This is a genomic window from Streptomyces sp. NPDC048523 (assembly GCF_043199815.1).
GTDB lineage: Bacteria > Actinomycetota > Actinomycetes > Streptomycetales > Streptomycetaceae > Streptomyces.
The window spans coordinates 1-20,323 of record NZ_JBICWQ010000021.1 but is presented as its reverse complement, the minus strand read 5'-3'; the positions used below and the strand labels follow the sequence as shown (position 1 = coordinate 20,323).

General features: G+C 67.2%; 17 protein-coding genes and 1 pseudogene. 16 read left to right on the top strand and 2 right to left on the bottom strand.

Going from position 1 to position 20,323, the window contains the following annotated elements; translation table 11 throughout:
* The first annotated feature begins 1,153 nt into the window (after window positions 1-1,153).
* The 8 genes from ACGFWE_RS43215 (at window position 1,154) to ACGFWE_RS43180 (ending at window position 10,787) form a co-directional block, all read left to right on the top strand.
* A complete protein-coding gene (locus ACGFWE_RS43215; protein ID WP_393606152.1) occupies window positions 1,154-1,744 on the top strand; it encodes a replication/maintenance protein RepL in 591 nt (196 codons plus the stop codon).
* 22 nt (window positions 1,745-1,766) lie between these two features.
* Window positions 1,767-2,159, top strand: a complete 393-nt coding sequence (locus tag ACGFWE_RS43210) for a hypothetical protein (RefSeq protein WP_393606150.1) — start codon at window positions 1,767-1,769, stop codon at window positions 2,157-2,159.
* Window positions 2,160-2,370: 211 nt separating this feature from the next.
* Window positions 2,371-4,101: a pentapeptide repeat-containing protein gene (locus tag ACGFWE_RS43205; protein WP_393606148.1), complete on the top strand. Its 1,731-nt coding sequence runs from the start codon at window positions 2,371-2,373 to the stop codon at window positions 4,099-4,101.
* 405 nt (window positions 4,102-4,506) lie between these two features.
* Window positions 4,507-6,624, top strand: a complete 2,118-nt coding sequence (locus ACGFWE_RS43200) for a hypothetical protein (protein WP_393606146.1) — start codon at window positions 4,507-4,509, stop codon at window positions 6,622-6,624.
* Window positions 6,621-7,103: a hypothetical protein gene (locus ACGFWE_RS43195; RefSeq protein WP_393606145.1), complete on the top strand. Its 483-nt coding sequence runs from the start codon at window positions 6,621-6,623 to the stop codon at window positions 7,101-7,103. Before ACGFWE_RS43200 ends, ACGFWE_RS43195 begins: the two co-directional genes overlap by 4 nt.
* A gap of 130 nt (window positions 7,104-7,233) precedes the next feature.
* The gene (locus ACGFWE_RS43190; RefSeq protein WP_393606143.1) at window positions 7,234-8,889 is read left to right on the top strand and encodes a hypothetical protein; all 1,656 of its coding nucleotides are present in this window, start codon (window positions 7,234-7,236) and stop codon (window positions 8,887-8,889) included.
* Window positions 8,890-9,528: 639 nt separating this feature from the next.
* On the top strand, window positions 9,529-9,780 hold the full coding sequence (locus ACGFWE_RS43185) for a hypothetical protein (RefSeq protein ID WP_393606141.1): 252 nt from the start codon (window positions 9,529-9,531) through the stop codon (window positions 9,778-9,780).
* Window positions 9,777-10,787: a hypothetical protein gene (locus ACGFWE_RS43180; protein ID WP_393606139.1), complete on the top strand. Its 1,011-nt coding sequence runs from the start codon at window positions 9,777-9,779 to the stop codon at window positions 10,785-10,787. The genes ACGFWE_RS43185 and ACGFWE_RS43180 overlap by 4 nt, the downstream gene beginning before the upstream one ends.
* Before the next feature lie 99 nt (window positions 10,788-10,886).
* On the opposite strand, the gene ACGFWE_RS43175 is transcribed toward ACGFWE_RS43180, so the two are convergent.
* On the bottom strand, window positions 10,887-11,408 hold the full coding sequence (locus ACGFWE_RS43175) for a hypothetical protein (RefSeq protein WP_393606137.1): 522 nt from the start codon (window positions 11,406-11,408) through the stop codon (window positions 10,887-10,889).
* 15 nt (window positions 11,409-11,423) lie between these two features.
* Entirely contained in the window at window positions 11,424-11,603 is a 180-nt protein-coding gene (locus tag ACGFWE_RS43170) for a hypothetical protein (protein ID WP_393606135.1), read from the bottom strand.
* 204 nt (window positions 11,604-11,807) lie between these two features.
* Between ACGFWE_RS43170 and ACGFWE_RS43165 the strand changes: the two genes are divergently transcribed.
* The 8 genes and pseudogenes from ACGFWE_RS43165 to ACGFWE_RS43130 all read left to right on the top strand — a co-directional run bounded on the left by ACGFWE_RS43165 (window position 11,808) and on the right by ACGFWE_RS43130 (window position 20,129).
* Window positions 11,808-12,236, top strand: coding sequence for a DUF6300 family protein (locus ACGFWE_RS43165; protein WP_393606133.1), 429 nt, complete (start codon window positions 11,808-11,810; stop codon window positions 12,234-12,236).
* A gap of 190 nt (window positions 12,237-12,426) precedes the next feature.
* Window positions 12,427-13,038: a hypothetical protein gene (locus ACGFWE_RS43160; RefSeq protein ID WP_393606131.1), complete on the top strand. Its 612-nt coding sequence runs from the start codon at window positions 12,427-12,429 to the stop codon at window positions 13,036-13,038.
* Window positions 13,031-15,004, top strand: coding sequence for a hypothetical protein (locus ACGFWE_RS43155; protein WP_393606129.1), 1,974 nt, complete (start codon window positions 13,031-13,033; stop codon window positions 15,002-15,004). Before ACGFWE_RS43160 ends, ACGFWE_RS43155 begins: the two co-directional genes overlap by 8 nt.
* Window positions 15,005-15,034: 30 nt before the next feature.
* The gene (locus ACGFWE_RS43150) at window positions 15,035-17,110 is read left to right on the top strand and encodes a hypothetical protein (RefSeq protein WP_393606127.1); all 2,076 of its coding nucleotides are present in this window, start codon (window positions 15,035-15,037) and stop codon (window positions 17,108-17,110) included.
* Window positions 17,100-17,447, top strand: a pseudogene (locus ACGFWE_RS43145) (DUF6192 family protein); the annotation flags it as partial. The gene ACGFWE_RS43150 and the pseudogene ACGFWE_RS43145, both read left to right, overlap by 11 nt.
* A gap of 2 nt (window positions 17,448-17,449) precedes the next feature.
* The gene (locus ACGFWE_RS43140) at window positions 17,450-17,869 is read left to right on the top strand and encodes a RacP protein (RefSeq protein WP_393606125.1); all 420 of its coding nucleotides are present in this window, start codon (window positions 17,450-17,452) and stop codon (window positions 17,867-17,869) included.
* A gap of 72 nt (window positions 17,870-17,941) precedes the next feature.
* Entirely contained in the window at window positions 17,942-18,754 is an 813-nt protein-coding gene (locus ACGFWE_RS43135; RefSeq protein ID WP_393606154.1) for an IS5 family transposase, read from the top strand.
* Window positions 18,755-19,127: 373 nt separating this feature from the next.
* On the top strand, window positions 19,128-20,129 hold the full coding sequence (locus ACGFWE_RS43130; protein ID WP_393606123.1) for a LysR family transcriptional regulator: 1,002 nt from the start codon (window positions 19,128-19,130) through the stop codon (window positions 20,127-20,129).
* Window positions 20,130-20,323 lie beyond the last annotated feature (194 nt).

The following is a 20,323-nucleotide window of genomic DNA, read 5'->3' as shown; positions in this document are numbered from 1 at the left end:
CCGCTTCGCTCTGCCTCCGGCAGCCGAATACTCGCGGAGCTCGTTTCGCGCGTCCCCGCGCGAATTGCCCGCCTCCGGCGGGGCGTTATGGAATTGGCCTCCGGCCATTCCATAACGTGCGTTCCTCCGGAACGGAAAGACAGGCTGAGAGGGTTTGTGCCTCCGGCACAAATTCGGGTGCTGATTTTGGTTGTATGGGTGGGGAGTTCGGTTTTGAGTTGGGGTGAGAGTTGGGGTTTAGGTTGAGGGTGCGTCATGCCGCTTTCCCTGATTGGGAGTTAGGGGAAATCTCCGATTCCCTTAAAACCGAGGAGACTTGAATGGTATTCCGTGAAGAAAAGTAAATCACGGAATACCAGGAAAGGGCAACAGGGCCCCTCCGGGGCCCGGTTGCCCGTGCGAGGGAATAAGAGAGCCTGCCTCCGGCAGGAGACCGGAGGAGACAAGGCAGGAGAGACGAGGGAGGTACGGCCTAACTGACCAACTATCCAGGGGTGGGTGACGACCGGCACCACCCCCACCCGCGCGACGGCCCCAGGCCGACGCGCAACACAGGCACTACCCCGCCCCGATCCCCGATGCCGCCGCACCCGACCCACCGACTGCAGAGGGACTGGCCGGCGACTGCTTGGCAGCAAGCAACTCCGCTTCAGGCAAGGACAGTTGAGAAAGTGCAAGGGTCCAAGGGAAGGGGGATGTTGCAGAGGTCGGTCTTTAGTTAAGAGGCGTTCGGGAAAAGTGGCCTCTGACCTGCGGTTTTGTGAAACCTAATGTCGGCGGCCACCGACATTAGGTGCGCGCGGATGTCGGTCCGTACCCACACTCAGCATGGAAACATGCGTCCGTCCACAACTCTCCACTGAGACATGTGAATAGACGCAAGTCTTGCCCTCCAGTCGACGCTCCGCAGTGCGCACCGCGGAGAAGACTTCCCTTGACGGATCACTACCCCGCTAGGCATACAGACGCCGCGTCAGCACCTGGCCGCGCGCCGGCGCCTCGTCGTGCGGCGCCGACAGGCGGCTCTGCGCCGATGTCGGCGGCCACCGACACAAACTTGCGACGAGTAGCAACTCTTCGGCGTGTAGACATGCGGCTAGGCGCAACTTTTGCCGTACAGTGCGCAGCACCTGTACGCGAAAGGATCATCTACATGGACTCAGCGGCAGAGGGCCTGCGCGCGTGGCGCGCGGACCCTCGACCACAACGCCCCAAGCCGGTTCGGCCGGTTGAGCAGGACGGCGGGACCGATCTCGCGCGTCGGATCGCGGAGCAGTTCGGCAAGGGCCCCGTCCACGAGGTCAAGACCGTCGTGTACCGACGTCCAGCTCACGACATGCTTGGCGAGGTCGGCTACTCGCTGGTGTCCAACTACTTCCTGCGCCGCGTTCTGCCGTACTGCCTCATGCACAACATCATCAGCAAGCTGCAGGCCGCCGTCTTGTCGAACATGATCGGCAGGCAGAAGAAGGGCAAGATCGAGGCCACCCACGCGGAGATCGCAGCCGAACTCGGCGTGAAGCGGACCAGCATCGGCCACGCCCTCGACTCGCTGTGCGAGAAGAACCTCATCCGCAAGGTCAAGAGGTCCTCCTACCAGCTCAACCCCCGCGTCGCGTATAACGGAAACGGCCAGGAGCAGCAGGACTTCCTCGCCGAGCTGCGTGCACTCGCCCTCGACTCCAAGTTCCCCGACGAACTCGCACCCGAGCTCACGCTGTTCTCGCGGCAAGAGCTCGGCTGACCGAAGGGATCCCATCGCCATGATGACCACCACGGACTTGCTGGGCATGCTGCACCAGCTGCAGCTCACCCCCACGGCGATCGACGTCCTCTCGGTGATGGTCGCGCACCAGGACCCCGGGGGTTCGGTGGGCATGAAGCAGTCCGAGATCGACGCGGTCCTCGGCGTCGGCCAGGCCTCCATGAGCCGCGCCATGGGACTCCTGGTCGATCGCGGCATCGTGCTGCGATCCGGAGGCGGCCGCGGCCACCGCTACGCGCTCAACCCGGCTGTGGCCGGCTACGAGTCGCAAGACGAGCTGGAGAAGGAGATGACCCAGCAGCTCGCCGTTGGCGGTCCTCCCCCGATCAGGGTGCCGGGCTACGCCAAACGCCCTCCCAAGCCCGGCAAGGGCGGACTGCAGTCCGTCGCGTAGCGGTCGTCCACAACGCAGCGAGGCCCCGGCGGGATTGCCGGGGCCTTCTGCACCTGTACGCGAAAGCGTCCACCCCCAGTATGCCCACAAGCGCCGACAAGCGCCTCCCCGCGTTCAGAGCATGCCCCTGTGAGGAAAGCCACCGATGCCATCGCCCCTCGCTCCCCAGTGGGCCCACTGCGGTCACGGCGCAAACGCGGTCACAGACCCAGTGGGATGCCGTGGACGCCAAATAACCGACCACAGCGCATGCCTGGCCCATGCCAGCCCCGCCCTTCGCGTCTCTTACCTCGGCTCCCTCACCGCCGGCTCGGACCTCGACCACCGCGGTACGCCGTTCACCGAGGCGCTCCTCGCAGACCTGCTCAACGCACTGCGCGATGCGGTCACAGGCGGGATCGTCGTCGGACGCAGCCGCTTTAACGGCGCCCGCTTCAGCGGAGAGGCAGATTTCGCGGACGTCACCTTTACCGGCCGAGCCGACTTCGATGGCGCAGAATTTGAGGAATGCAGCCGGTTCAAGCGGGCCCGTTTCACGGAGAATGCGAATTTCAAGGGTGTGCTCTTTTCGGGTGAGGCCTCCTTCGAGAAGGCGGCATTCGAGAAATCCGCACACTTCACGACCGCTGTATTTCACGGCGAACCACGGTTCTCGCAGATAGAGTGTTTAGGACAGGCCGACTTCACGCTGGTGAGGTTCGTGAGCGCAGCCCTGTTCGATCGTTCAGCATTCACGCAGGTGTCATTCAGTGGTGCGCGCTTCATGGAAAGCGCCGACTTCAGCAACACGACCTTCGGCAGGACTCCTTCTCTGGGCCCCTTGGTGTGCGCGGTCAGTGTCGATCTTGAAGGAGCCGTCTTCGAGGCACCCGTCACGATTGAGATCGCAGCAGCGACGGTGGACTGTGAGCGGACACGATGGGATGCCACTGCAGAACTGCGGCTTCGCCACGCTGACCTGCACCTCCGTGACGCCGTCCTGTCCGCGCCGACAGCAGTCACTACCCATACGATCCCCTTCAACTACCTCGGCACCATGCTGCCCGAGGCAGCGATCAACAGCCAGAACCCAGCCGTACACGTCACCTCAGTACAGGGCGTCGACGCCGCCCACCTCGTACTGACCGACACCAACCTCGCCCACTGCCGGTTCGCGGGCGCCTTCCACCTTGACCAGATCCACATCGAAGGCCGCACCACCTTCGCCCCCGTCCCCCAAGGCATCCGTCTCCGCGGTCGCCTGTGGCCCACCTGGTGGTCCCAGCGCCGCACCCTGGCCGAGGAGCACCACTGGCGAGCCCAAGAGGTCAACCAGCCCGCCACTCCTGTCCCGCCTCCTCCAGGAGACCGGACCTGGCAGACCGGCCCCCACCACGGCAACCCCGCGCGCACACCCGACCCTGAAGACGTCGCAGCTCTGTACCGCCAGCTCCGCAAGGCGTTTGAGGACGCCAAGAACGAGCCCGGCGCCGCGGACTTCTATTACGGCGAGATGGAGATGCGCCGCCACAGCCGCTCCGACACCGCACGCAGTGAACGCGGCCTACTGCACGCCTACTGGTTACTGTCCGGCTACGGTCTCCGGGCATCCCGCGCCGCGGGGTGGCTGATCGCCGCGATGATCATCTCTGTTCTGCTGCTCATGGGCTTCGGCCTACCTCAGAACTCCCCCAGACAAGGAGCAAGCGGGAACGTGCCGACCGGTGGCGGCCATGTCACCTTCACCATCGACAAGGACGACCCGCAAAACCCCACACACGACCGGTTCACCGGCAAACGGTTCGAGAAGGCACTCAACGTCACCCTCAACTCCGTGATCTTCCGCTCCAGCGGCCAGGACCTCACCACCGCCGGCACCTACATCGAGATGGGATCCCGCCTCCTGGAGCCAATCCTCCTGGCACTCGCTGTGCTCGCCGTCCGCGGTCGAATCAAACGCTGAATCGCAAGGCCGGTCGGCCTACACGAGGCCTCGATGCAGCTTTATGCGTGAAGTTGCCCTTACTTTTTGTTGACAGGGAAGGGCGTATACTCGGGGGTTGCCGACGCGGTGGTACCGCGTTGGCCGCGCACCGCTCTGGCTACATGGAACTGCATGTCACAGGCAACGAACTGGGGCATGAAGAGCGGCTGGCACCCGTCGGCGACGGGCGTTCGATCCCTATGGATCGGCTGACCAGCGGCTTGCCTAGAACCTTGGAATGCCAGTCGGCACGGGACATCGCGGCGTGGGAGCCGATGGTGGAGCGTGACGGCGCCGCCGCCCCCTGGGGACGGCGTGCAGTGGAGGCAGGGGTGCCCTGCCCGCGGATTTCCTGCTGCGCGCTACGCCCTGGAGGGCGAGACCATGAACACGAACGACCATTTCGGCATGGACGGCCAGGAGCCCGACGACGGCCTCCCGCCCCTGCTGCGTCGCCCCGTACCGGTGGCGGACCCGGAGCCCGTGGCGAAGCTCCGCGGCGCCCGCAAGGCGCTGCTCGACAACCCCGACACCTCGCTCGACGAGGCCGCGGCGAACGCCGTCACCTCGGGTGCGGTGGACCCTACGCGGCTGCGGGCCCTGGTGGAGGCCGATCCGGTCAGCCTGCTGACGGCCAAGCCGGTCGTGGGCGGCACGCTGTACGCGACCGCCCCGCATGAGCGCTACCTCGACCTCGGCGTCCTGCCGGACTTCATCAACCAGCGGTGGGCGGACCAGTTGCACACCGCCATGGACGTGGAGCCCTCCACGTCGCTGGTGACGTCGTACGAGACGCTCGTCGACCCTGAGACCGGCAAGCCGGTCGCGGTCTTCACCGTCCGCATGCACAACCGCAAGGCTCTGGCCGAGGCGGTCCGCGAGAGCATGCGCAACACCTTCAACGCCCAGAAGGGCGAGAACGACTACACCCAGAGCGTGCTCCAGCAGGGCGTGAAGGAGCCGCTGACGCTGTTCGTCATGCGCGTCGTGTACGACGACGGCACCGAGGACACCTTCCTCGTCGCCGGGGACGGCAACAGCCGCTACGTGAGCATGTGGCGGGCGCGCACCGGCGGTGACATCGACAAGGCGATCTCGGCCTGCATCAGCTCCGTCATCGGCTCGACCGAGCAGAGCGGCGAGCGCAGCCGGTCGGAGCTGTCGGCCTCCCGCCGCCGGGTGGCCAAACTGACCGCCCGCACCCGCAAGAACCTGGCGATGCCCACGCTCACCGAGGCCACCCGGCGCGAGGGGCACACCATCGCCTTCCCCGCGGTCGTCGTGGTGGGCGCACGGGCGGACGACGACGGGCCGCTCACGGATCTGGTGGCCGCCCGTGACGACCTGCTGGCCAACCTGCACGTGCACGTGACCCCCTGGACGTCGGGGGCGCAGAACACGCAGGGCATGATCCGCGTCTACCGGCACGCCCGTGCCGAGGAGCTCATCACGGCGGAGGAGTACCAGGTGCTGTCGGGCACGGTGGGCCCGGACGCCATGCACGACCTGCTCGGCGTGCCGGGAAACCGGCTGTGGGCCGCCGCGGTCCACCAGCACGCGGTGCTCGCCGGCCCGGACGCGTACGCCATGAACCTGCTGATCAAGCAGGAGTTCGGGATGGGCAAGGCCGACCGGATGCGCATCAGCGAGCGGCTGGCGCCCATGGCGCTGTCCGCCTACCGCAGCAAGGACGGCATCGAGCAGCCGCTGCGGGCCTTCGGCAACGGCGGCACGATCACCGACACGGTGTGGAAGAAGCCGTGGGAACTGACCAAGGGCGACAACGTCTTCGAGGTGCTCGACGACATCCTCGCGCGCGCCCTGGACGGCGATGCCGGGGCCGTGGCGGAGCTGACCGTGCTCGGCGGGACCGCCGCGATCCTCGACGGCTACATCACGCGGGACCGCGGCTCGAAGGAGGGCACCGAGCGCGACAGCCGCAAGGCACCCTTCCGGGCCACGCCCGTCAAGCTCCTGGAGCTGCTGTCGAAGACCTCCGGCGGGCTGCAGATGCTGCACTCCCTCGCCCTCGCCCACGTCGCCGCCGACCCCGCCGTGCTGCCCAAGCTGTTCCATACTCAGGACCGCGAGGTGGACGGCGTGCCGGTCCGTGCCGGTGAGCCGGTGCTCGACAAGGCCGGCGAGCAGGTCATCATCGACTACGAGTGGGACCTCGTCTACGCCGCCGACCCGGCAGAGGCCGAGCGCACCATCGCTAAGAACCGGGCGGCCATCACGACGAGCGGCAAGCTGACGGAGCCCGAGGCGGAGGACGCGCGCCAGCGCCGGATCCTCGAACAGGGCATCACCAGCGCGGCCAAAGCAGGGTTTGCCCTGGCCCGGCTGGGCCAGAAGCGCGGCAACCAGGTGTTCGGCACCTTCGAGAGCGTCCAGGCCCTGCGCGACCAGATGGGCAAGCTCAACGAGATCCTCATGAAGTTCGGCCCCGTCGACACCTCGATCTTCGTGTTCGACGAGGACCAGGACGAGGACACCGAGTGAGCGCCCACCTCGCGCTGCCTCCCGAGATCAGGCGCCAGCTTCGGCCGGTTCTGCAGCTGGTGCGCCCGGTCCTCGAGGGCGCCGGCTCGGGCAGCGGCCGGACGTCGTCGGTGGTGGTGTGCCCGGCCCGGCCGACCGAGGTACGCCGCCAGGTGACGGCGTGCTGCGCGGTGTACGTCGCGTGGGACAACCGGTACGGGTGCCGGTACGTGGGCAGCGTGCGCCGTCAGGGCCGTAGCGCGGTCGGTGACCGGCTGGGGGAGCACTACGCCCACCGCACCGCCGGGACGTCCCGGCGGACGTCCTGGTGTCTGCTGACCGTGCTGCCCCTGGTGGACGGCATCCGCCTGGAGGCCGTGCGCAACGCGGAGGGGTGGACGGCCCGGCTGCTGAACCCGGTGGACGGCTCGGCCCATCCCCGGGTGGATCTCACGTATACGCCCGCCTCGCTGGCCTTCGTGCCCCACCAGGCGAGGTAGCCCCGCAGGGCGAACGCCTGGGTCCCGGCAGATCCATCAGCCGGGACCCGGGCCCTTTCCGAGGGCCTGGCCGACAGGGGCCCCGAGCCGACGGAACATCGGTGTCGGTGCCCGTCCGTAAGGTGGGGGCGTGGTGAGGGTTCCGTGGGACAAGCTGGCGGCCGAGAGGCCGAAGGTGTCCGAGGCGCTGGTGACGATGCTGGTGCTGCGGCTGCGCGAGAGGGCGCGGGCGGTCGACGGCAGCGGCGGGGACGGCGGCCGCGACCTGTTCGAGTACACCGCCGGGGGTGAACTCCTCGTCTACGAGGCGAAGTCGTTCACCGGCCGCATGGACAAGACGCGCCGCAAGCAGGTCGTGCGCTCGCTGATCTCGGCGGCCCGTCACCAGCCCGACCACTGGGACCTGCTGGTGCCGATCGACCACAATCCCGCCGAACTGCGGTGGTTCGAGGAGCTGCGCGAGGAGTTTCCGTTCGTGCGGCACTGGCGCGGGCGCAGCTGGCTGGACGAGAAGCTCGCCGCCCACCCCGATCTGGTGCGCTCCGCGCTGCAGGAGTCCGGTGACTACATCCTGGAGCGGATCGCCGAGGCGCGCGCCGAGCGGGACGTGCTGCTGGGCGGGTTGCCCGACTACCTGGACCGGGCGAGCGCGCTGCATGCGCGGGCCCAGGAGATCTCGCCGCACTACGCGGTGCACACCACGTCGGGCGCGGACGGACAGACGGCCGTGCACCTGGTCCCCAGGACGGCCGGTTTCGGCGGGCAGGCGGCGATCCGCTTTGCCGGCCGCATCCGGTTCCCGGCCGGTGACGAACGGGAAGCCGAGCGGCGGCGCCGGTTCGAGGAGACAATGCGCTTCGGCGGCAAGGTGGAGCTGAGCGCGGACAACCTCGCCGGGATGCGTCTGACCGGGCCCGCAGGGCTCGGACTGGAGCAGCTCTCGCTCGGCACCGTGCACATCGCCTCGCCTCGGCAGGAGGTGGCGCCGCCGCTCAGGGGGCAGATCGTTGTCCAGCGGCCGTCCGGAATCCCGGTCACCTCCCTTCCGGTGGCGTTCATGGAGAAGGTCACCGGTCTGGACGGCGGGACTCTATACGGGCGCGACGGCACCGGGGTGTTCACGGTGGAACTGCGCTACAACCAGCGCGATCAGACCGGCACGCTGACGTTCTCCTTCGAGCTGAACGAGGTGGTCCTGCCCCAGGCCGTGGTGCCGGTGCTGAGGATGATCGCCCACAGCCGGCCGGGCCACGTCATGGCACTCACGCTGGCCAGCTCCGCCACGCCCGGGGTCCGCGTCCTGATCACCGAGGGCATGGCCCCGCCCGGCTGGGAGGACAACGAGGCGCAGTTCTGGGCCGACGCCTTCGACGACCTGGCCCGCCTGCAGAGCCGCACCGGCCACTTCTTCCCGCTACCCGAGGACTTCGGCCGACAGGACGCGCACGAGGTCAAGGAGATCCATGCGCTGCTCGACGGCGGCGAGAACGTCCTTGAAGGCGACACCGTGACCGTGGAGATCGAGGGCGCCGAAGCCCTCGACGAGCTGGCCGACGCGGCCGCCTCGATGTCCCGCATCAGCATCGGCTACGCGTCGTTGGTCTTCGCCCTCGGCGAGCACCAGATCGACCTCGGACCGTGTACCGAGGCCTACACCGTGGACAAGATCCTCAACACGAGCGAGGCCCGCGCCGAACTCGCCGCGCACGGCCACGCCACCGTCCGTATGCGGCTGACTCGACACATCCCGGCCGTGCGTTACCTGGGAGACCAGTTGCCGCAGTGAGCGTGCCCCCGCCGTGGCCGCCCTTTGTGGTTGCTCAGCCAACCCTCCGTCCTCTACGGGCCGGCCGGGGCAAGCTCCGTGGACCGTCCCGCCTCTAGCACACCGTCAGAGCCCGTTGGCCTGCTGGGCGTACGAGCACCTCGGCACCATGCTGAACGGATTCGATCCCGCTGGGCGGCGGGTGGTGTCCGTGTCCTCCAGGAACGAGAGCACCACCTGGCTTGAGGCAGCGTCGGAGGGTGCAGAGGGCCGGAAACGGCGGACCCCCCCGCGGCCAAACGAGGGGGTCAAAGCGCCGTTGCCTTCCGGACAAGGAGGACACGACGGTGTCGTGGTTGAGCACCACAGACCAGGGGCCGCTGGTAAGTCGACCCTTCGTCTCTATTGACGGCCCTCCAGCTCCGCAGCGCAAGACCAGATTCGGAACAACCTCGTTAAGGGCCGTTGAACTGCCGCAACGTCACCAAACGCCTGTTAGCGATCGTTCATCGTTCTTACTACGGGCTTTCGCGGACATCTGGACCACAGCATCCTTCTTAGAAGGACGACCACGCGAAGACGCTTCGCCCCCGGGATACGGCCAAGCCGGGAGGTCGCCCGACTTCCGGACAAGCTCAGTAGGACACGTCGGAGGACGTCATGACCCCCCGTACCCGCCTCGTGCTCGCGATCTTCGGACTGGTCTCGTTCATCGGTCTCGCCATCACCATGCTCGTCATAGGCGAGAACGTCACAGCTATCAGCAGCCTCATCCCGGTGATCGTCCTGGCCGTGGTGCATCTGCTCCAGGGCTTCGACGGCCGCATCCGTCCCACCTCGACGCGCACCCCTCTTCGCTCCGTGCAGAACGACGCGGAGGACGAACACGACGAAGAGAGGCCTGCTGCATGACCGCCATGTACATCGCCTCCCGGGAGGAGCCGGACCGCCCCGGGCCGGGCCGTCGCCTCAAGGCGCTTACCGACGCCGTGACCTCCGAACACCGCGAGTGGCTGGTGCCGCTGCGTGTGGCATTCCTGGAGAGCGGACTCACGTACAAACAGCTGTGCCCCAGAGCGCTCACCAGTCCCACGCAGCTGTCGAGGCTGCTGAACGGCACGGACGGCTATCCCGACCTGGAGCGCATGCTGAATCTCCGAGATGCGCTCCAAGGTGCCCAGGCCGCCCTCGAACCTGTGGAACGGCTGAAGTCCATCCCGAGCCAGCATGGGATCACTCTCCACTCTATTGATCAGGACGAACCTCCGAAGCCCGTTCAGCACCTTCAGGATTCCGAGTGGTTTCGGAAGGCGTGGGAGGCCGGGGCGGTGGCGATCGGCCGTCCGGCCCAGTGGATCCGCGCCCGAATCCAGGAGGTGGACCGGAAGGAAGCCGCAGCCCGGCGGGGCGCCCTTGCCCGGAAGGTGATTGACGGCTTCGGCACCACGTGTGGCGTGTTCGTCGGCGCAATGATCATCGCCTGGCTGATCCTGGTGCTCAGCGGCGCCCACTGGGGTGAAGAAGGCAACGCTGCAGGTTCGGCGCCGGCTCCCCACACGTGCCGGGTCCTGCCCACAGGCGCGACCTGTCAGGTGTCCGATCGAGAAAGTCAGCCTTCATGGCTCGCCGAGCCTCGCACCTACGTCCGCTATGCGCCGCCGACCAACCGAGCGGGAACCACGCGGTGGACCGTCAGGGTCGACACCCCGGTCTATACCCCGAACGGAGAAGACACCGGGTTGTACGTGCGGGCTGGCGAGACGGTCTACGTAAAGACGTGTAAGGACTCCGCCTCGGCCATGAGCCGGCTGGTCATCGCGAACTCGGATGGCATGAGCATCGCGAAGTCTGCCGCGACACCAGAAGTCGCGGGCCAGAGCTGTGATCCTGATTCCACGGCTTCGCCATCCCTCGGATAGCGGAAACTCGAAGGGCCCCTCCGACCTTGATGGCCGGAGGGCCCTTGCCGACGACCAACGGTGCGACCGGGCTGACGTGCCGCGCGTGACTTGTGAGCCCTACGCCCTGTGGTGCTGCCGCCAGGCGCCGCACAGTGTATTGAACTCCCGGTGGCGTTCGGCAAGGAGGTCCTGGGGCCGCTGCAGGTGGCAGTCCAGGATGTGCACGCCGTCCTGGAAGGGTTCGAAGCCGATCCGCTCCCATACGCGGCCGAGTTTGGCGGCGGCTTCGCGATGCTGTTCTTCCGTCAGCTCGCGGCCGTCAGCCGATCCAGGCTCGCACGCCACCGCGACACAGTTCTGCGAGAGGCGCCGGATCGCAGCCCCGGCCAAGACCGGGCCCAGGCCCAGGCCGCGCCACGGGGGTTCCAGGATGACCCGGTCCATGACGAGCAGGTCACCGACAGGGTGCGCGAGCGCGGCCTCGAAGGCCGGCTCCCACTGGCCGTCAGCGACGTCCAGCACAACCTCGCCGATGCGGGAGACGTCCCCGGTGTAGGAGTCCATCGCCTCCCATGGATGGTCCGGGCCGAACATCCGCACCCGCACGAACGACATACGGCCCACCGTGACGTCCTGCACCGCGTCCAGCGCCTCCTAGTCCACGTCGCTGTAGGCGGCCAGGTCCTCCGCCAGGACGTCCGCGTCGATCCGGGCCGACACCTTCCACACCTCCAGCGTGTTCTCGAACTCGTATGCCTGGACAGGGTGTTCATGATGGTAAGCGAGGCTGATCAGCGACGGATCGACGGGCAGCTGGGCAATCTGGGGAGCCAAGAGGGTCACCGTGCCACCGTAGTTCTGTCCGGCCGGCACGTGCCTGGGAACAGCGCACTCTCACCCTTCGGCAAGGCCGCGTGCAGCACCCGACGTTGAAGCACGACACCGGACCTCTTGTGCACATGCGTCTTACCTCTTGACGCAGGTCACGAATCGGACAGACGGTAAGTCTCGCGTCTTGCTCCACGGGAAGGGGACCGTATGTCCTTCACCTGGCGATACCTCGTGCGCCCCGACGGCGACTTCTGCCGCATCGGCAACCTCGACGGCAGTCTTGACGACGTCAGCGACGAAGAGCTGGCCCGCCTGCATCCCTCCGATCCTGAGGAGGAACAGCCGGCCCGGCACTGTTCACGGTGTGGAGGCGAACTCCTTCTGCACTGGCATGGGCCCATCATGACCGGTGTATGGATGGAACTCTGCCCAGCCTGCGACGAGCACCGGCCCGCTGCCCGTGCCTTCATCCGCTGGTACCGCGATGCCGACCGCGATGCGAAGGCGCTCCCCCAGTTGTTCGAGGACTGGGAGACCGAGACCATGCACGCTCACGGCTGGGCCCGAGCACCTCAGCTCGCGCCTCCGGAAAGCCCGGCTCCCCCACCCGGTCTCACCCCGCGCGGACGGGGCTGAACGCTCTCCGCCGTGGAGGGCGGCGGATGCTCAGTCACTTTCGTACGCGGAGGGTACAGGTACGGCTACCAGGCGATACCTTGGTGCGGTGGATCAAGGACTACCCAATCCCGAGGCCGCTGAGCGGGTGACGAGCCGAGAGCAAGATGCCGTGCGGCTCCTGCTGCTCATCGACGGGGCGTGTGAGCCCGTGTCCGACGTCGAGCGAGCTGACTCAGGACTGGAATCAGCTGTGGGAGTTGTCCGCACTCAGGTCCGCCTGCAGAAGCTGGACTTCTGGCTCCGCAATCCTGACTATCTCGCCGATGAGCTGCTGACGAAGTACGAGGCGACCACCGAGGACCGCCTGCTGGAGTTGGCCGGCCGCATTCTGGATTCCGAGGAACCGGAGGTGCGGTGCTATCCGATGCTGCGGCACCACTTCGGGGCGTACGAACCGTTGGACGACGCCCTCGCCGTGCTGCGCAGTGCTGGTCTGGTGGCTCGTCGCCGACGTGGGACCGTCAACCGGGTACGGCAGCACGACTACTTCCTGTTGGAGGCCGGGCGGACGGTCGCACGCGAGGCGATTCATGAGGCACCCCCATTCCAGTACTACGTGGACCGGGTTCAGCTGGTGCTGGATCTGGCCGACGGACGTGGTGGTAACCAGCTGAAGAAACAGCAGTACCTGCAGCGCGAGTACGCCGAGGCCGCCCGCGGTGATCGGATCGGTTCGGTGCGCGTGCGAGCGCGAGCGCGGCTGGAAGAACTGCGTAAGCAGGCACAGGACGGGGATGCGGAAGCGGGGGACCATGGCTGAGGAAGTTGCGCTGGAGAATCGGATCGCCGCGCGCGCGAAGGTGACGGTCGATGACGTCCGGGCGGTGTTCGAGTCCCAGGGCATTCCGCTGGGTGCGCCTCCCGCGCGGCCGCGGCCGTTGCGGATTCACCGGCTGCGTGTGGCGGGGGTGAGAACCGGAGCCCTTGAACCCGGCCCGTTCAACACCACGTTCAGGTTCGGCGACGGGCTGACCGCCCTGGTGGCATCGAACTTGCGTGGGAAATCGAGTGTGCTGGAACTGGTGACGTGGTGTCTTCGGGGCACTCCGCGTGAGAAGAGCGGCGCCATCCACTGGCTGCGTGAGGTGGACCTCGACGCCACGGTTGCCGGCCAGCCCATGGCCTTCCGGCTGGACCTGGACAACGAGGAAATCACTTCCGCGGTCGCGTTTGCCGGGCCGGATCTGGCCGCGCTGGAGACTCTCCGTGCCCCGGACCCGGCGCAGGGAGTGCTGCCGCTGTTTCGCGCCGCGAGTTCGGAGAGCTACGCCGAACAGGTTCAGGCGCTGATGATGAAGTGGATGGACCTGCATCCTCTCGTCAGTGCCAAACAGGGGACGTCCGCGGTGGCGCACGGGTGGCCCGCCTACTTCGGGGCCCTGTACCTGCCAGCGGCCCGTTCCCCCGCGTTGCTGGGCGATGTACTGATGAGCGGTTTGCCGGGACGCCTTCTGCAGGTGTTCCTCGACCTGCCGGCCGCCGGTGTGCTGACCAAGGTCAAAACGCAGGCGGAACTGATGGCCACGGCTCGCAGGCGTCGGCAGAGCGCAGCGAAAACGGCGCAGGAAGAGCGAACGGCGCAGCGCCAGCAGACCGAGGAGGATTTGGCAGCAGCCCGTGCCCGTCTGGAGCAGCTGTCAGCAGGATCAGCTGGTTCCGATCAAGACTCGTTGGCTGATCTGGCCGCGACCACGATGCGTCTGGCGACTTCGTGGGCGGACAGCCAGCAGGCGTGGGACGACCTGATGCGGGTCCACCGGCAGGCCAAGGGGCAGCGGCAGCGCGACGAGAAGCTGCTCAACGATGTCCGCGAAAGCGCGATCGCCCGCCGGTTGTTCCACGGCCTGGACCCCACAACGTGCCCGCGGTGCGATCAGGACATCGCTGCGGAACGGCGTCAGCTGGAGATCGAAGCACACAGTTGCGCCGTGTGCGCACGCCCCGTCGAGGGTGATGACGAGGACTCCGAAGACGTCCTGGCCGAGGCCGAAGAACGCGTCCAAGCCAGCACCCAGGCCGAACAGGCGGCCAGGGACGCATTGGAGCGGGCGGAGACCGAGCTCAATCGGCTGTCAGGGGAACTGACCGCGGCACAGGAAAAGCTGCGGCGGGCGGATGCGGCAGCCCGGGTGCCGGAATACGCCAAGGCTCGAGACGAAGTGCTTCGCCTGGAGGGCGCGTTGAGCGTTCTGCCCGAGCTGCCTGACTCTCCCGATGATCCGGCCGAAGACTTGGCAATCAAGGTGCTGCGTGCCGGTGCGAGGACGCTGGAGGACGATCACGCGAAGGAAGCGGACAAGCTGTTCGCGGACCTCAACGAGGAGATTTCCGACCTCGGGCGCAAGTTCGGTTTCGCCGGGCTGGAGTCGGTGAGTATCGACCGCGCGGCGCACCTTGATGTGATCTCTGACGGCGGGCACGTGCGCAGCTTCACCGACCAGGTGCCCGGCGAGCGGCTGAGACTGCGGATCGCCGTGATCGTGGCACTCCTGCGTGTGGGCGCGGCCCACCAGGTGTCCACGCACCCGGGCCTGCTGCTGATCGACAGTCCCAAGGCGGAAGAGATCCAGGATGTCGATATCCATCTCCTGCTGCGGGAACTGGACGCCGTGGCGGAGGCGAATCAGTTGCAGGTGCTGGTCACGACCGCGGACTTCGGCCTGGCCCACGACGTTCTGCCTCCTGACAGGATCACCGAAGCGCCAGAAGGCAAGCCACTGTGGTGACACGAATATGAAGGTGGAGGGAGAGGAGACATGACGCAGCTCGCCGAGCGCCTCAGTGACCTGGCCACCACAGGAACCCACGCGATCACGTTCGAGGACATCGGCTTGCCCGCAGACACGGTGCGCGACCAAGTGCCCGAAGTCGCGGCCGGCCCACTCGCCCCCCTCCTGGCCGAAGCGATCGTTCACGCCTACGACGCCGCCGGTGGTGTGTGGAAGCAGGCAGCCGCCGCGTTTCCCACGGGGTTTGCCCGGCAGAGCAGCGTCCTGGCCCTGACGTCGTCGCTGGAAACCCTCCTGGGCAGCGCTGCCACCGCCAAGGCGCTCGCCAAGCCGTTGAACGGGGCCCTCCTTGACGGGCTCACCGAACAGGTCGAGCGCGGGCCGCTCCTTGCGGCCGCCCGGCTGGAAGGAGCTGTCAGGCTCGCCGCCTCCGACGCTGTCAGCCCGTACCAGGTGTGGGACATCCTCGAGGAACTGCCGGCCGACGGGCCGGAGGACTTCCTGGAGCGTCTCCCTCGCGTCCTGGGCGTCGCACTGGACTGCTGGGCGCAGCAGGAATCCCGCGTCTCAACGGCCGTGCGGGAGCTGCTGCAGCACCTGTCCGTGGACGAGGCCGCTGACGTCGACGCGTTGTTCGAGCTCGGCTGTGACCGCCTGAGGACCGCCTTGTCCTCAACCGATCTGGCCGACGTGAGCCGCCTCATCAGCGAAGCGCGCTCCCTCTTCGCCGCGGCTGAGGCGGCAGAAGAAGCCCGCGATGACGCCGCCGCGTACCTCGCCGTGTGTGACGCCATCCTCGGCTTCACCGCGCACAACGCCGATCAAGTGGCATCGGCTGCCGACCGGATCGAACGGGCCCTGGAGCGCCGTCGGGCTTGGCTGCACGGCACGCACCAGCCCGCGTGGCTCCAGCCGCGCCAGGCCGCCGAGGTCGCCTGGTCCCAACTCCTGCTCCAGTTGCGGGCCGCTGCGGAACAGTTTGCGGCCGACGTATGGATGGACTCCTGGCGAGCTGTGGACGCGGTCCTCGCCGCCTACCGAGCTGCCCGCACCGTCCAGCCACTCGGCACCAGTCAGCTGGCCCCCGGTCTGGCCGCGCTGGTTGAGCCGGCTGTAGAGGACGGCTTCCTCCGCAAGGAGGCCTTCCTCAGTGCGCTGCGGCACGCCGCAGCGCACCCCGAGGACTACCCCGGCCCGGTATTCGACGGAGCCGCCGCTTCGGCGATCCTCGCCCGGATCGACGCTCGGGAGCACCACGAGACGTCCAGTAGCGACCAGGGTGACTCCGACGGCGAAGACCCGGACGCCGACGCGGGAAGAGAGCGGCTCCATCGCATCGCACCAACCGTGCTCCGTAAACTTCCGCTCTCTCGTGCCCTACGGCTCGCAGAAGGCCTCGACGATACGGCTCTCGCTGCCGTCGAAGGCATCGCCTACGACAGCGATGTCGCCCGACTGAAGGCCACCGACCCCGTCATCGTTCCCCTGCTCGACAGCTTCCTGGCCAGATTGTCAGAACACGAGGCCTTCACTGCGGCTGTCCGACAGACTTTCACCGCGCTGCTCACCCAGACCCTCCTGTTCCTGAAAAGCCGCACCGACCTGGAACGCACCCACATTTTCGGCACCGGAAAGAAGGACGACCCGCCGTACGACTACCGCCGCAAGCCCGAAAAAGGGCAGCGTGAGGCCAACGAGGCCGACCTGCAGCGCGACTTCCACCAATGGCTGCTCTGCGGCCCGTTGCACAGCATCGTTCAGGTGGAGACGAACAATGTCGGCATGGGCCGCGCCGACGTCCTGGTCCAGTTCGGAGCACTGCGCTATCTGACTGAGATGAAACAGGACCCCGACGACAACAGTCGCGCTCACATCGAGGGCAAGTACCTCACTCAGGAAGCCGAGTACACCAACACCAACGCCCCGTTCGGCCAGCTCCTCGTCCTCGACCTCACTCCCAAAACGAGCAGCGGCGGCACCCTGCGCGTCGACGAGGTCGCCTGGCTAGCCACCCACCGCCCCCGCAGCGCCACCACCGACCGACTCGTCCTCGCCGGCATCGTCACCGGCAACCGCGTCACCCCCTCGACCTACTCACGCTGACGACACCGCCCGCCATCAGGTCAACCATGCCCAGGCTGAGCGCGGTCGGCAAGCCCGCGAGCATTTCGAGGACACCAGTCCGGTCGCGCCGGCGGTCCGCCACATCGCCCGGACAGTGGAGTTTCTGGATCTGGTCACCGCCTGCCACTCGTTCGTGGCCGCCGCCGGCCGGGCCGTCCCGGGTCTGCGTGACCGCACGCTGGGCGAGGACGAGCGCACGATCGTGCACGAGAACGTCGCGAAGGTGCGGGCGACGCTGGACTGGATCGAGACCGCGGTCGACACGGGCAAGGTCGACATGGACGGCGAGCTGGCCCGTCTACTGAAGGGCGAGTAGGCATGCCCCGCGCCTCACGGCGCCGGGGCGACGCCGCCAAGCGGCATGCGGACACCCTGCGGTTCGTGCTGTTCGAGGCCCGGCCCGCAGGGTTGTTGTTCCACCAGCTGCCCCGCGCTTCCGGACTTTCTCCGAGCCAGGTCAGGGCCGGTCTGGCCTGCCTGCGCGGCATCATCGCGGAGAACGGTTGGCCGCCACTGATCTGGACGAGAGCCGACGGCTACCAGCTCGGCGCCGAACCGGCCGCCCTCCAGGCATACGAACGGGTCGTGCTCACCGGGAAGCTCACTGAGTTCCGCAGGTTCCTCACCGGCACGGTCGCCCCGCACGCCGCCGCCCACCCGGGCGACAAGTGGGTCAAGCACATCATCGCCCAGCTCAACTCCATCGAGTCCACCCTCGATCTCGTCATCTCATCCTGACCATCACGAGCGGTCCGCCCGGCCGGAGGTCGGGCGGACCGCTCGCCAACGCTTGGAGTGAAGGCCGCCGCGATGCGCCAGCGCCGCTATCCCTCCGACACCACTCACGCCGAATGGGCCCTGATAGAACCGCTGTTGCCCGAACCGGCCTGTGAGACCAGAGCCGGCGGACGTCCGGAGAAACACCCTCGCCGCGAGATCGTCGACGCGATCCGCTATGTCGTGGACACCGGCTGCAAATGGCGGGCCATGCCTGCGGACTTCCCGCCCTGGCGCACAGTTTGGGGCTTCATGGCCCGCTGGGCCGCCGCCGGCGTGATCGGACAGATCCGCGACCACCTCTCAGGCCGGATCCGCCGGGAGATGGGCAAGGGCCCCCGGGCGGTCGCGACCGTGATCGACTCCCAGAGTGTCAGGGCCGCCGAGACCGTCGGCAGGGACTCACGAGGCTACGACGCGGGGAAGAAGATCAACGGCCGCAAACGGCACCTGGTGGTCGACACCCGTGGTCTGCCTCTGCTGATCATGGTCACCCCAGCCTCGCTCACCGACCGCGCCGCCGCCAAGGAGCTCCTCTTCCGCCTTCGCCTGATGCACCCAGAGATCACCATCGTCTGGGCGGACTCCGCCTATGCCGGAAAGCTTGTGACCTGGGCAAAGGAGTACCTCAACCTCACGATCAAGACTGTGAGTCGTCCCAAGGACGCCTCCGGGTTCATCGTGCTGCCCCGCCGCTGGGTCGTCGAACGAACATGGGCCTGGATGATGCACGCCCGCCGCCATGCACGCGACTACGAACGACTCGTCCAGCACTCCGAAACCTTGATCACATGGGCAGCCATCACCCTCATGACCAGGCGGATTACCCGGGCAAGAAGAGCTTGAACCGCCGACAAAATTGCTTAGGACGACGGGTTTCGGTCCCCGCCGTGCCGAGGCGCGTCTTCGTCGGTACCACTACGTCGACGGCTAGGCCTGAACGGTGCGAGCCGGGTCAGAGAGCGCCAGACCCTGACCCACCGCGTCGTGGCTCTCTGTTGTTTTGTCCACCTATCTGAGAAGGCTTTCGGCGCGTAGACGACGTAAGTGTCGCCGACGACGGTCATCAGCACGCGGGATGGGGGCCGTCCTTGCCGGTTGTCACGATAATCAGGCATGCGTCTAGCCTCACCGTGAGCTACTAGAGGGTCCAACACCTGTTCGGCGGATACCTACGCAACTCTGTTGTAGATCGCGGTCAGGGGGCGAGAATAGGGGCGTGCGCGATGACACTGATCCCCGGCTGCTGCGGGCTTTCCTGGCTGTCGCCGAAGAGCTGCACTTCACCCGCGCCGCCGCCCGGCTGTTCGTCGCACAACAAGCGCTCAGTCGCGACATTCGGCGGCTGGAACAGGCGTGGGGCCGCGCTCTGTTCCAGCGGAACAGCCGGCATGTCGCCCTCACCCCCGAAGGGCACCGGCTGCTGCCAGCTGTCCGCCGAGCCCTGGCCGCCCATGCCGAGTTGAGTCAAGAGCTAGGCAGACCACCGCAGTCCGGGAACAACCGGCCACTGGTCGTTGATGTCGCCAACAGCACTTCCACTGGACCGAGGTTGCTCGAACTGGCCCGAAACTCAGCTCCCGAGCTGGACTTCGTCGTCCACACCCATAGCGGGCTGGCCCGCGCTGTGACGGAGATGGCGGGCGGGCACCTGGACATTTCATTCGGTCGTGTCGCCGGGCTCCCGCCCGAGGCGCGTGCCTCGCTGGAGCACCGGCTGATCCGGTTCGACCAGCTGGCAGTGATGGTGCCGACCGATCACCAGCTCGCCGCCTCGCCCCAGGTGCCGCTGGCCGCGCTGGCCGGCGAGACTCTGTACGCCGCGGCTGGCAACGAGGACACCACCGAGTGGACGGACTACGCGCGCTCCTTGTGTGCAGGGCGCGGTATCGAGCTGGCCCCGCCCTATCCCAAAATCGAGGGCGAAGTGGAGTTCAGCCGGGTCATGAGCAGACACCGGTGGCTTGTCCTGGCCAGCCTCAGTTTCATGACCGTTCCCGAGATGGTCTTGCGCCCGCTGACCGACCCGGTGCCCCTCACTCCGGTGTCCATGGTCTGGCGCCGCAGTCTGCACCACCCAGGGGTGGAAGCCCTGGCCAACGCGGCGCGGAGCCTCTGCACCGCAGAGGGCTGGCTGAAACGCCCACCCGGATCCTGGCTGCCCGAAGCAGACCTGCGTGTCATCGGCCGGTGTGACGACAGCGCAGGATCCGCCGAGTAGTCCCAGGTCACTGATAGCCGGATGGGACACCAGCTCGTCAGGTCTGCGCCTGGAGGATCGAAAACAGGTACTTAGCTTGTTCTTTATGGTCGGCGGCTTCGTTGAGGCCAGCAGCGCACGCGGGCGGTGTCACCCTCGATACGGACGATGCACTCTTTGAAGAGCGCCATGGGCCGACCTTCGTCTTCGGGCAC